Here is a 12244-nt window from a genome sequence, read left to right as displayed (position 1 = left end):
TATGTGCCAAGCGTTTACCGTCACCTTCACATCACCCGGTGACACGCGCAACCCCTTTCGTGCTGGGGCCTTCGGGGCATGTAACGGCGTGTGTCAGCGCATGTCGGATTGCGTCGCGCCCGGAGCTTGGTTGATCGCGAAGAGCCGGCGTTTCAATTCATCCGCGCCGAGGCGGGCGGGTACCCCCATCCGGGACACGCCGTGAACCCATCCATGGGGGCTTGGCAAAAACATCCATGTTTTTGACAGTCCCGGATGGGGGTACCCGCCCACCTCCCGACGGTTTCATGCATGCGGCCGTTGAAGTGCACACCATCGTGCGGAAGCGCCGACCAACGCGCTTGATCGTTGCCTCAGTACCGGTAGTTCACCTTCATCCAGACCGTGCGGCCGGGTTCGTTGATGCGCACCGGATCGGCGGGGAAGCCGAAATCGGCGCTGCCGGCGAGGTTGAGGTGCTCGCTGTAGGCGCGGTCGAACAGGTTGTCCACGCCTGCGCTGAGCTGCAGGGCGTCGCTGATGCGGTAGCCGGCGTTGAGCGCGAGCGTGGCGAAGCCTGCACTTGGGCCCAGGTCACGCGCGACCACGTTGCCCTGCCCCGGCGCCACGCGGTGCTGGCGGGTCACTGCGCGGGCGAGTGCACCCGCACTCCAGCGCGCGCCTTCCCAGCCTGCGCTCAGGCGTGCTTCCAGCGGCGGCATCTGCGGCAGTGCGCCGCCATCGGTGCGGTTTTCGCCCCATGCGTAGGCCAGCGTGCCGCCGAGTTTCCAGCCCTGCCCGAGCGCGACCTCGGCGCCCGCTTCGGCACCGGCAATACGCGCATTGATGTTGGTGGCCTGGGTGGTGCTGCCCATCATGCCGCCGTCGCGGTAGGTGAACAGGATGTAGTCCTGGAGGCGCCCGGCATACGCCGAGACCCATGCGTTGACCCGCTCATCCCGGTACTGCAGGCCGATGTCGAGCTGGGTGGTTTTCTCCGGCTGCACCGCGCTGAAAGCGTTGATGCTGCCGGCCGGCCCCATGTCAGGCGAGAACAGCTCCCAGTAATCGGGCATGCGTTCGCTGTGGCCGATACCGGCGTAGGTGGTCAGCGCGCTGCTGATGTCCCGCTCGAAACGCAGGAAACCACTGCCCAGGTCTTCGCGGCGGCGCTGGCCAGCGGTTGGGTTCGGCATCGCCATCATGCCGGTGGTGGCGCGCTCGTCGGTGACCTCGGCGCGATCGATGCGCAGCCCGCTGACCCAACGTTGCGCGGTGCCTTCGCCCAGGGTGATCTCGGTGAACACGCCCTGGTTCTTCTGGCGTGCGTCGGTCGACCATGGCGTGAGCCGGTAGGTGTTGCGGCCCATGCCGTTGCGGCTGCGGTGGCGGCTGTCGAGCGCGTCCACGCCGGCGACGATGGCGATGTCCTGCCAGCGCCATTCGGAGGCGATGCGCCCGCCGGTGGTGCGGCGATCGACATTCGAGGCCATGGGCATCGGCATGCTGCTGGCCGGGTTCGGCTCGCGCAGGGTGTAGTTGTCCATGACGTGGTCGGCGTCGTTGTAGTAGACGTTGGCCTGCAGTTTGTCCCACGCGCCGGGCAGGTTGTCGCGCTCGAAGCGGGCGGCGTAGCTGGTGCGCTTGAACGCGGCGCCATCCATGCCACGCCCGGCGTAGCGCGCGATGGCATCGCCGGTGCCGGCGGAGAGCTCCAGCACGGTGTCGGCATCCGGGGTCCAGCCGACGGCGACATCGCTGTTCCACTTGCGCCACCTGGACGGCACCACCTCGCCATTGCCGTCCTTGTAGTCATCGGCTTCGGAGCGGTTGCCATTGACGCGCACGTAGCCCTGCGAGGCACCGGCGGTGAGGTCCAGCACCTGGTCGTTGCGGTTGCGCGAGCCGACCAGTGCGCTGGCGTCCAGGTCGATGCCCGGGTCGTCGAAACGCGGGGTATCGCGTTCGAACCGCACTGTGCCCGCTGAAGCGCCGGCGCCCCAGCGCACGCTCTGCGGGCCCTTGATGATGGTCAGCCGGTCGAAGGTTTCCGGGGCGATGTAGGACAGCGGGTTGTCCATGCGCGAGGGGCAGGCACCGATCAGGTTGCCTTCGTTGCTGACGATGTTCAGGCGCGAGCCGAACATGCCGCGCAGCACCGGGTCGCCATTGGTGCCGCCGTTGCGGATGGCGGCGAAGCCGGGCACGGTCTTGAGGTAATCGGCACCGTCGCTGGCCGGCACCGGCTGGCGCGGCAGTCGCGGGTCGGTGACCCAGTGCAGCGGCGACGAGGGCGCACTGGCGGTGACCACCAGGGTGTCGAGCGTGCGCGCGTCGTCGCGCTCGGCGGCCTGCAGCGGCAGCGCAGCCAGGGCAAGCGACAGGGAAACAGACAGGCGCGTCATCGCGCCCGCGCTGCGGGAGGAAAGCTTCATGCTGGAACTCCGGAAAACGCACAGGCGCGCGGCGCCATCACGGCGTCGCGCAGCAGGAAAATGAAAGGGCGGTTTCAGGCGTGAAGCGGGGGGCCACGCGCGGCGTGGGCAGGCCAGCGCAGGCTGCGCGGCGCGGCGACGGTGCGCAGCACCGGTGGCGCGATGACTGGCAGCGCCGGCAGCAGGACGATCAGCACTGCCAGCCACGGCATCAGGCGCGAGGCCATCATGCAGTATTCGCAGGCCTCGCCATGGCCGGCATGCGGGTCGATGGGGGCAGCGGGGTCAGTGTCGGCCACTGCGGCGGCATGCCCTGACATGTCGTGCATGGACATGTGGTGCATCGCCATGTCATGCGCCGGCATCGCCTGCAGGTTCATTTCATGCGGCGGCATCACGTGCGCCATGCCACCGGGCATCAGCATCACCGACGGGCCCTGCGCCTGCTGCCAGCGGCTGACCAGTGGCGCCAACGCCATCAGCAGCGTCGCCAGAAAGGCGAGCTGCAACAGGGCGGCAAACGGGCGGCGACGGCGGTTCACGCCGCCATGGTAGCGCCCTCGGTCCGCGTGGGCCCCGGCCTTCCGTGCGACCAACCGTCGCAGAGGGCCGGCCAACGGCCGGCGCTACCGAGGGTATGCGGCGCCGTTGGTTGATTGATCCCGATCCTTTTGGGCCCGTATGAATTCGTAGCCCCGGCCGTTGGCCGGACACCGCGCGCAGCGCGGCCCAAGCACCCGTAGCCGACACAACGGCGGCGGCCACCTTCCCACCGGCGTTCAACCCAACCGAAACCGAAGCCCCTAGACCGTAATGGTCTGCGTCAACGATTCCCACGTCGGCGGCAACGGCCAATCGGCCTCCTGGTTGCCGTCGATGACCCGGCGCAGGTCGCGGGTGTCGATCTGCGGAGCCAGCACGTGCACCAGTTCCAGCGCGTAGTCGCGCAGCACGCGGTCGCGCGGCAGCACCGCCCAGGCGATGCATTCGTCGATCGGCGCCGGCGCCGGCCACGAGCGCAGGTCTTCATCGCCGGCATTGACCGCCATTTCGGCCAGCAGGCCCACGCCCAGGCCGGTGCGCACGTAGGTCTTGATCAGGTCCGCATCCAGCGCGGTCAGCGCGATGTCCGGGGTCAGCCCGGAGGCAGCGAAGGCGCGCTGCAGCGAGGAGCTGCCGCGGGTGGAGGATTCGTAGCTGATCAGCGGCTGGGTCGACAGCGCCTGCAGGTCCGGGGCGGCACCGGGGCGGTCGAGCGGATGGCCGCGCGGTACCAGCACCAGCCGGCGCCAGCGGTACAGCGGAATGGCGATGCCGGCGGTGGGTTCGGCACCGGCGGTGCTGATGATGGCGATATCCGCATCGCCCTGGCTGAGTAGATCCAGCGCGTCGCTTTCGGCGGCCTGCTGCAGGTGCACGCTGACCTGCGGGTAGGCCTGCTTGATGCGCGCCACCGCCGGCGGCAGCACGAACCGTGCCTGGGTGTGGGTGGTGGTCAGGATCAGCTGGCCCTGGCTCTCGCGGCGCTGGTTGGCCGCGTAGGTGCGGATGTTGTTGGCTTCGGACAGCACCGCGCGGGCGCGGCCGATCACTTCCACGCCGGCGGGGGTCACCGCTTCCAGGCTGCGGCCCTTGCGCACGAACAGCAGGAAGCCCAGTTCATCTTCCAGCTGCTTGAGCTGCTTGGACAGCCCGGGCTGGGTGGCATGCACCCGGGAGGCCGCCAGCGTGATGTTGAGCTCGGCGTCGGCGATGGCGACCAGGTAACGGAGTTGGGTCAGCGTCATGGGCGTGCGCGCAGCAGGAAGGAAGGGGGTCAAGCCGACTGTAAGGCAGTTGCCGTCACCAGCTTATAACCAAATGTTGTTTATGAAGGTAATCAGGTCATTTCGCGCGCTCATATGCCGGCGCTACGGTCTGGCGGAACCCGTCATCCCTCTATCCGTGGAGCTTTCCCATGGCCCTGTACAACTCGATCCTGGACACCATCGGCAATACCCCGGTGGTGCGCCTGAACCGCATTGCCCCCGACCACGTCACCCTGTACGCGAAGGTGGAATCGTTCAATCCCGGCGGGTCGGTGAAAGACCGCCTGGCGCTTGCGATCATCCTGGACGCCGAAGCCCGCGGGGTGCTCAAGCCCGGCGACACCATCGTGGAGGCCACCTCCGGCAACACCGGCGTGGCGCTGGCCATGGTGGCCGCCGCGCGCGGCTACAAGTTCGTGGCCACGATGGTGGAGACCTTCTCGATCGAGCGCCGCAAGCTGATGCGCGCCTATGGCGCCAAGGTGATCCTGACCCCGGCCGCCGAACGCGGCTCGGGCATGGTCAAGCGCGCCCGCGAGCTGGCCGAGGAACACGGCTGGTTCCTGGCCAGCCAGTTCACCAACCCGGCCAACCCGGCCTACCACCGCAACACCACGGCGGCCGAGATCCTGCGCGACTTCGCCGGCACGCGGCTGGATTACTTCGTGACCGGCTGGGGCACGGGCGGCACCCTCACGGGGGTGGGCGAGGTGCTGAAGGTGGCCCGCCCGGAAACGCGCATCATCGCCACCGAACCGGAAGGCGCGGCGCTGCTGGGCGGCGCAGAGTGGAAGCCGCACAAGATCCAGGGCTGGACCCCGGATTTCGTGCCGGACGTGCTCAACCGCGAGGTCTACGACGAACTGCTGAGCATCGACGACGCCCGCGCCATTGAAACGTCGCGCCGGCTGGCGGCCGAGGAAGGCATCTTCGTCGGCATCTCGGCCGGTGCCACAGTGGCCAGCGCGCTGGATGTGGCGGCCAAGGCGGCGCCCGGCAGCGTGCTGCTGGCGATGCTGCCCGATACCGGCGAGCGCTACTTCTCCACGCCGCTGTTTGCCGACATCAACGAAGGCTCCGACGACGAGTGGCTGGCCGGCACCCCCTGAACCGACTGCCTTGGCTGAACGTGACGCCCACCGCTGCGGTGGGCGTTTTCGTTTCCAACGCGACCTTCATCTGCCGTGAAGCCAGCCCGCCGCAAGGTAGGGGTGTTGGGCGGTGCCTGCCGGGTCGCACTGCCTGAGACGACGATGACGCAGCCTAGATGCCTTGGCCGCTAGCGTGTGAGGCGGCAGTCATCCCGTTGTATGGACCCGGTATAGAAGGAGCGGCACGCATGAAGATCGAAGTGTGGCAGGGCGACATCACGACCCTGGCGGTGGATGCGATCGTCAATGCGGCCAACGAGTCCCTGCTTGGCGGGGGTGGCGTGGATGGGGCGATCCATCGCGCGGCCGGCCCGCAGCTGCTGGCCGAGTGTGCGGCGTTGCCGGAGATCCGCCCGGGCATGCGCTGTCCGACCGGTGAAGTGCGCGCCACGGCCGGCTACAACCTGCCGGCGAAGCACGTGCTGCACACGGTGGGCCCGGTGTGGCAGGACGGCCTGCGCGATGAGCCGGCGCTGTTGGCCAACTGCTACTGGAAATCGCTGCAGCTGGCCGAGAAACTGGGCCTGACGTCGATCGCGTTCCCGGCGATCAGTTGCGGCGTGTTCGGCTACCCGCTGCACCAGGCCGCGCATATCGCGGCCACCGAGACATTGACGTGGCAGCGTTCGCACCGCGAACCGCAGCGAATCATCCTGGTGGCCTATAACGCCGCGACCTTCAAGGTGTACCAGCAGGCGCTGGCGGCGCTGGGGCAACCGGTGGAGGTGGCGGGGCCGCTGCCGCCGATGGCTGCTGGAATGGAGCTTCCAGCCGCAGCACCGTAGGCCGGACGGGCGTTGGCGCATACACCCATTCGTTGAAGAACGGCTGCAGCGAACGCCCCGCTGCGTGCTCCATCGCCTGCTGGAAATCCGCGGTCTCCACGCTCTTTCCATCATGTGCGCGCGTGTACTCGCGGATGCCACGCCAGAACGCTTCTTCACCCAACGCCTGGCGCAGCAGGTGCAGTACGTAAGCCCCCTTCTGGTACACCACGGCGCGGTCATCACCGGTAGGCGCCTTCCAGCTCCCATACACCAGCGCGTGGTCGGCGCCCTTGGCACGCAGCGCCTCCACCCGCGTGCGCCAGCGCTGCACCTGCGCCTGGTACGCCGCTTCGCCCTGCGCCTGCTGCAGGTAGGCGGCGGTCATGAAATTGGCGAAACCTTCGTTGAGCCAGAAGTGCTCCCAGCCGATGCACGTCACCCGGTTGCCCCACCACTGGTGGGCGGCTTCGTGGGCGATCAGGGCGACGTGGTCCGGGTCGTCCAGCACTTCCTGCCCGTACGCCTCCGACATCAGCGACAGCCCGGCCATTTCCTGGCCGATGGTGTCGGCCACCAGCGCCTGTTCGTAGTCGCCGCGATAAGGCAGGCCTGCACGCGCGGCAAAGAAATCGAGCATGTCACCGGTGCGCGCGAAGATCGCCTGCAGCTGCCCGGGCGAGCGTTCGGCGGACAGGAAGCGCAGCGCGGTGTCGCCCTGTCGTGCGCGCGCCTGCTGGTAGCGGCCTGCGGCAAACCCATACACGTAGCCGGGCATCGGCGTATCCAGCCGCCAGCGGTGTTCGATGCGGCCGTCGGCGAGCGTACGTGCGGGCAGCGTGCGACCGCTGCCGGTGGCAAGCAGATCGTTGGGCAACGTCACCGACAGCGACAGCGTGGCGCGCTCATCGGGTGCATCCACCGAGGGCATCCACTGGCTGGTGGAGAAGATGGTGTAGACCTCGCTGCGCCCGGGGGCGAATTCGAGGCCGTACGCCGGCGTGCCGGTGTAGGTGATCTGCAGCACCGCCTGTTCGTCGCGTTTGAGCGGTGCGTCAAAAAAGATGGTGACGGTTGCCTGCTGCTGTTCGAAGCGCAGCGGCCGCCCGCTCATGCCGACCGAGTTGATCTTGAGCTCGCCGCTGTCGAGCTGGATTTCGGACAGCCCGGGGCGTTCCGAGCGCAGCTGCACGGTCTGCTGCCCGGTCACCTGCCTGCGCGCGATGTCCGGCACAAGGGCGAGGTCGTAGTGCAGTACATCAAAGTCCCGCGCCGCGGCATGGACCGCGGTGGTGGGGAACAACAGCAACAGCCAGGTCCATCCTGCTCGCATGAAAACTCCTTGTAGAGCCGTTGGGGTGCCGATAAAAAAACGCCGGCATGGCGCCGGCGTTTTTTCCATTTCATGCGGTCGGCGGGATCAGCCGTTCCACTTGCCCAGTGCAGCCTGGCCGTTTTCCTTGGCGCGGTCGTACACGGTCTGCTGTGCCTTGGCGACGTTGGCCTTGGTGTCCTTGGCCCACAGCTTCAGCGCGGCCTGCTGCATGGCGCGGCCGTAGGAGAAGCTCAGCGGCCACGGCAGGTTGCCCATCTGGTTCATGGCGTTGAGGTGCGCGGTGGACTGCTCGTCACCCTGGCCGCCGGACAGGAACACCACGCCCGGCAGGATCGCCGGCACGGTGCTCTTGAGGCACATGACGGTCGATTCAGCCACTTCCTCGACGTCGGCCTGCTCTTCGCAGCCCTTGCCGGAGATGACCATCGAGGCCTTCAGGATGGTGCCTTCCAGCAGCACGTTCTGCTGGTACAGCGCGTCGAACAGCGAACGCAGGGTGGCTTCGGTGACTTCGTAGCAGGTTTCGATGTCGTGGTCGCCGTCCATGATCACTTCCGGCTCGACCATCGGCACCAGGCCGCATTCCTGGCACAGCGCGGCGTAACGGGCCAGCGCATGGGCGTTGGACTCGATGCAGGTACCCGACGGAATGCTTTCGCCGATGTTGATCACCGCACGCCACTTGGCGAAACGCGCACCCAGCTTGTAGTACTCCTGCAGGCGCTCACGCAGGCCGTCGAGGCCTTCGGTGACCAGCTCGCCCGGGCAGCCGGCCAGCGGGTGGGCGCCCTTGTCGACCTTGATGCCCGGGATCATGCCGTTGTCGGCCATGTACTTGGCGAACGGCACGCCGTCCTTGGTGGACTGGCGGATGGTTTCGTCGTACAGGATCGCGCCGGAAATATGCTCGTTGAGCTTCGGCGTGGTCAGCAGCAGCTCGCGGTAGGCACGACGGTTCTCTTCGGTGTTCTCGATGCCCACGCTGGCGAAGCGCTTGGCGATGGTACCGGTGGATTCGTCGATGGCGATGATGCCCTTGCCCGGGGCGACCATGGCCTGGGCGGTTTCGGCCAGCTGTTCGATGCTCATGTATTTCCTGTGGCGGGTGCGGGAAAAACACGATTATAGCGGTCCCCTCCCGTGAACTGGCCGTTCATGGGGGATGGAAGCGCTTTCAATGTGAACGGGTGGACCGCTGGGTCGGCGTGCGACCCAGCGTCCGGCGTTCCTTACAGGTCGCCCAAGCCGCTGGCGCGGCCGTCTTCACCTACTTCCAGCAGGCGCAGGGTGTTGGTGGCGCCATGGGTTTCCATGTGCTCGCCGCTGGTGAACACCACGCGGTCGCCGGCCTGCAGCTGGTTGGCTTCCACCAGCAGGCGGATGCTGCCGCGTGCGGCTTCGCGCGGGGTGAAGCCGCGGCTGTCGAAGTTGATCGGGAACACATCGCGCATCAGCGCCATCTGGCGGCGGGCACCGTCGTGGCGGGTCACCGCGAACACCGGGGCCGAGGCGCGGAAGCGCGACAGGTAACGGGCGGTGCCACCGGATTCGGTCATCGCCACGATCGCGCGCACGCCCACGTGCTGGGACAGGAACATGGTAGCCATGGCGATGGCCTGGTCGGCACGTTCCAGGTTGCGCGGCGAGGCGCCGAAATCGGTTTCGGTCTGGAACTGGCGTTCGGCACCCAGGCAGATGCGCGCCATGGCTTCCACGGCTTTCACCGGGTAGGCGCCGGCGGCGGTTTCGGCCGACAGCATCACCGCATCGGTACCGTCGATGACCGAGTTGGCCACGTCCAGCACTTCGGCGCGGGTCGGGATCGGGCTTTCGACCATCGACTGCAGCATCTGGGTGGCGGTGATCACCACCTTGTTCTGGGCCAGCGAGGCCTTGATGATCTTCTTCTGCAGGCCCGGCAGTTCGGCATCGCCGATTTCCACGCCCAGGTCACCGCGCGCCACCATCACCACATCGCTGGCGTCGACGATTTCTTCGAGGTTCTCGATGGCTTCGGTGCGCTCGATCTTGGAGACCAGCGCGGCGTAGCAGCCGTGCGATTCGGCGATGGCGCGGGCATCGTTCATGTCCTGCGCGTTGCGGCAGAAGGACACGGCGATGAAATCCACGCCGATCTTGGCCACGATGCCGATCAGCTCCTTGTCGCGTTCGGTCAGCGCGCCCAGCGAAAGGCCACCGCCCTGCTTGTTCAGGCCCTTGCGGTCGGACAGCACGCCATCGTTGAGCACGGTGTTGACGATGCGCTCGCCCTGCACTTCAACCACCTGCAGCTGCATCAGGCCGTCGTCGAGCAGCAGCACGTCACCGGCCACCACGTCCTGCGGTAGGCCCAGGTAGCTCACGCCGACCTGGGTGGTGTCGCCGGCCGGCGCATTGGCCGAGGCGACCAGGTCGAAGCGGTCGCCCGCCTTGAGGTGGATCTTGCCTTCGGTGAAACGCTCGATGCGGATCTTCGGGCCCGGCAGGTCGGCCAGGATGCCCACTTCCACGCCCACGCGCTGCGCGGCGGCGCGCACGTCGGCGGCGCGCTTGGCCTGGCCGGACGGGTCACCGTGGCTGAAGTTGAGGCGGACCACGTTCACGCCGGCGCGGAACAGATCCTCCAGCACGCCCGGCGGGTCGGTTGCCGGTCCGAGGGTGGCAAGGATCTTCGTACGGCGCTGACGCTCAATCATGGTTAAAGGGCTCCCGGGAAAGGATTGAAATTAGCACACCCTTCACGTCCCATGAATACGTTTACAGCATTGTCACGTCTGGGTTTCGCCGATGTCCTGCAGACAGTCCATCCGGACCGCTCAGGACAGGACCAGACCGGGTCACGACATGCGGCGGCGTACGGAGCGCCGCCGCGTGGCTCAATCGATCAGCGACAGCAGCGCATCCGGCGTCGCCGCCAGGTGTAGCGCGCCGGCGGCCTGCAGTTCTTCGGCACCGCCAAAGCCCCACAGCACGCCGATGTTGCGCATGCCGTGGTGGCGCGCGCCTTCGATATCCATGCGCCGGTCACCGATCATCCAGCACTCCGACGCCGGCAGCATCAGCCGCCGCAGCGCTTCGGCCACCAGCTGGGGCTTTTCGCTGCGGCTGCCGTCCGGGGTGGCGCCGATGACATCCTCGAAGCACGCGCCAAACGGCAGGTGCTCGACGATGCGCCGCGCATGCGGCTCGTTCTTGGCGGTGACGATCGCCAGCCGGTGGCCGCGTGCGTGCAGCGCCTGGACGACCTGGCCGATGCGCGGGTAGACCTCGTGCTCGCGCCAGCCGACCACGTCGAAGCGTTCCCGGTAATACGTCACCGCCTGCTCCACCTGGGCCGGATCCTCGAACAGCGGCGCGAAGCTGGTGCGCAGGGACGGGCCGATCCAGCGCCGCAGCTCCTCCTGCGGCGGCACCGGGTGCCCCATTTCCGTGAGCGCATGCGCCACGCATTGGGTGATGCCCACCGCAGAGTCGCTCAGGGTGCCGTCGAGGTCAAAGAACAGCGTGTCCCGGCGTTCATCGAAGTGGCGCCCAGTCGGCGCCACCCCCGATGCCATTGCCATCAGTTGCCCCGGGCTTCGAGCGCGGCCACTGCCGGCAGGGTCTTGCCTTCGAGGAACTCGAGGAAGGCGCCACCGCCGGTGGAGATGTAGCTGACCTGGTCGGCGATGTCGTACTTGTCGACCGCAGCCAGGGTGTCGCCGCCACCGGCGATGGAGAACGCCGGCGAGGTGGCGATGGCCTGGGCCAGCGCCTGGGTGCCGTGGCTGAAGGATTCGAATTCGAACACGCCGACCGGGCCGTTCCAGACCACGGTGCCGGCCTTGGCGATCAACCCGGCGTAGTGCTGGGCGGTCTGCGGGCCGATATCCAGGATCAGGTCGTCTTCGGCCACGTCAGCCACCGCCTTGACGGTGGCTTCGGCATCCGGGAGGAACTGCTTGGCCACCACCACGTCGGTCGGCAGCGGAATATCGGCGCCACGCGCCTTGGCATCGGCCACGATCTTCTTCGCGGTGTCCAGCAGGTCCGGCTCGTACAGCGACTTGCCCACCGGATAGCCGGCGGCGGCGATGAAGGTGTTGGCGATGCCGCCCCCCACGATCAGCTGGTCGACCTTGCCGACCAGGTTGGCCAGCAGCTCCAGCTTGGTGCTGACCTTGCTGCCGGCCACGATCGCCAGCAGCGGCTGGGCCGGAGCCAGCAGTGCCTTGGCCAGTGCGTCCAGCTCGGCCATCAGCAGCGGGCCACCGGCGGCGACCGGGGCGAAGCGGATCACGCCGTGGGTCGAGGCCTGGGCGCGGTGCGCGGTGCCGAAGGCGTCCATCACGAACACATCGCACAGCGCGGCGTACTTGCGCGACAGCGCTTCGTCATCCTTGCCCTCGCCCACGTTCATGCGGCAGTTTTCCAGCAGCACGATCGAACCCGGGGCCACGTCCACGCCGTCGACCCAATCGCGCACCAGCGGCACGTTCACGCCCAGCAGCTGCGACAGGCGCAGCGCCACCGGGGCCAGCGATTCGGCTTCGCTCCAGACGCCTTCCTGCGGGCGGCCCAGGTGCGAGGTCACCATCACCGCCGCGCCCTTTTCCAGTGCCAGCTTCAACGTCGGCAACGATGCGGTGATGCGCTGCTCGGAGGTGATGCGGCCGTTTTCGATCGGCACGTTCAGGTCCTGGCGGATCAGCACGCGCTTGCCGGAAAGGTCGAGGTCGGTCATGCGAACGATGGACATGGGGCAGCAACTCTTTGGCGGAAAAGGAAAGGG

At 67.6% G+C, this 12244-nt stretch carries 10 protein-coding genes; 2 read left to right on the top strand and 8 right to left on the bottom strand.

Going from position 1 to position 12244, the window contains the following annotated elements:
- Nucleotides 1-353 precede the first annotated feature (353 nt).
- The 3 genes from QE395_RS04070 to QE395_RS04060 form a co-directional block, all read right to left on the bottom strand.
- Nucleotides 354-2414 carry a TonB-dependent copper receptor gene (locus tag QE395_RS04070; RefSeq protein WP_306987626.1) on the bottom strand — a complete coding sequence of 687 codons (2061 nt, stop codon included), beginning with the start codon at nt 2412-2414 and terminating at the stop codon, nt 354-356.
- Between the two features lie 74 nt (nt 2415-2488).
- A complete protein-coding gene (locus QE395_RS04065; RefSeq protein ID WP_343239322.1) occupies nt 2489-2893 on the bottom strand; it encodes a DUF2946 domain-containing protein in 405 nt (134 codons plus the stop codon).
- 324 nt (nt 2894-3217) lie between these two features.
- Nucleotides 3218-4201, bottom strand: a complete 984-nt coding sequence (locus QE395_RS04060; RefSeq protein ID WP_068853844.1) for a LysR family transcriptional regulator — start codon at nt 4199-4201, stop codon at nt 3218-3220.
- A 170-nt stretch (nt 4202-4371) separates the two neighbouring features.
- On the opposite strand from QE395_RS04060, the gene cysK reads away from it, so the two are divergent.
- Together cysK and QE395_RS04050 are read left to right on the top strand one after the other, a co-directional pair.
- Nucleotides 4372-5331 carry a cysteine synthase A gene (gene cysK / locus QE395_RS04055; RefSeq protein WP_217538647.1) on the top strand — a complete coding sequence of 320 codons (960 nt, stop codon included), beginning with the start codon at nt 4372-4374 and terminating at the stop codon, nt 5329-5331.
- Nucleotides 5332-5561: 230 nt separating this feature from the next.
- Nucleotides 5562-6158: an O-acetyl-ADP-ribose deacetylase gene (locus QE395_RS04050; RefSeq protein WP_210130956.1), complete on the top strand. Its 597-nt coding sequence runs from the start codon at nt 5562-5564 to the stop codon at nt 6156-6158.
- Here the strand turns inward: QE395_RS04050 and QE395_RS04045 are convergent.
- The 5 genes from QE395_RS04045 to QE395_RS04025 all read right to left on the bottom strand — a co-directional run bounded on the left by QE395_RS04045 (nt 6052) and on the right by QE395_RS04025 (nt 12211).
- On the bottom strand, nt 6052-7470 hold the full coding sequence (locus QE395_RS04045; protein ID WP_306987624.1) for a M1 family metallopeptidase: 1419 nt from the start codon (nt 7468-7470) through the stop codon (nt 6052-6054). The genes QE395_RS04050 and QE395_RS04045 overlap by 107 nt on opposite strands.
- Before the next feature lie 87 nt (nt 7471-7557).
- On the bottom strand, nt 7558-8562 hold the full coding sequence (locus QE395_RS04040) for a class I fructose-bisphosphate aldolase (RefSeq protein ID WP_093533681.1): 1005 nt from the start codon (nt 8560-8562) through the stop codon (nt 7558-7560).
- A gap of 140 nt (nt 8563-8702) precedes the next feature.
- Nucleotides 8703-10169: a pyruvate kinase gene (gene pyk / locus QE395_RS04035; protein WP_068853848.1), complete on the bottom strand. Its 1467-nt coding sequence runs from the start codon at nt 10167-10169 to the stop codon at nt 8703-8705.
- 180 nt (nt 10170-10349) lie between these two features.
- The gene (locus QE395_RS04030) at nt 10350-11036 is read right to left on the bottom strand and encodes an HAD hydrolase-like protein (RefSeq protein WP_306987623.1); all 687 of its coding nucleotides are present in this window, start codon (nt 11034-11036) and stop codon (nt 10350-10352) included.
- Nucleotides 11036-12211 carry a phosphoglycerate kinase gene (locus tag QE395_RS04025; protein ID WP_306987622.1) on the bottom strand — a complete coding sequence of 392 codons (1176 nt, stop codon included), beginning with the start codon at nt 12209-12211 and terminating at the stop codon, nt 11036-11038. Before QE395_RS04025 ends, QE395_RS04030 begins: the two co-directional genes overlap by 1 nt.
- Between the last annotated feature and the right edge of the window lie 33 nt (nt 12212-12244).

This window comes from Stenotrophomonas sp. SORGH_AS_0282 (assembly GCF_030818125.1).
Taxonomy (GTDB): Bacteria; Pseudomonadota; Gammaproteobacteria; order Xanthomonadales; family Xanthomonadaceae; genus Stenotrophomonas; species Stenotrophomonas rhizophila_A.
Note: the sequence above shows the minus strand (reverse complement) of the source record. Positions and strands in the feature narration are given on the sequence as shown.